The organism is Pseudomonas sp. 8209 (assembly GCF_028682105.1).
GTDB lineage: Bacteria > Pseudomonadota > Gammaproteobacteria > Pseudomonadales > Pseudomonadaceae > Aquipseudomonas > Aquipseudomonas palmensis.
Map to the genome: position 1 here is coordinate 1 of NZ_JANIAH010000038.1, position 223 is coordinate 223.

General features: G+C 72.2%; 1 protein-coding gene. It reads left to right on the forward strand.

What is annotated here, in order from left to right; translation table 11 throughout:
- The coding region (locus tag NP552_RS25900; protein ID WP_274097334.1) for a type VI secretion system Vgr family protein at positions 1-223 on the forward strand (223 nt) is incomplete at both ends.

Genomic DNA, 223 nt, shown 5'->3' on the forward strand with positions numbered 1-223 from the left:
TCCGCGCCCCTCGGGCGGCCAGCCGCGGGGCGAGGGTTTCGAGCTGCGTACCGACCGGCATGGGGCGATCCGTGCGGCGGCGGGTTTGCTGCTGACCACCGAGCCGCGCCATCACGAAGCCAAGCATCACAAGGACCTGCCCGAGACCGCCGAACGCCTGGCCACCGCCAGCGAACAGCAGGACGGCTTCGGCCAGCAGGCGCGCGAGGTACAGGCGCAGGAA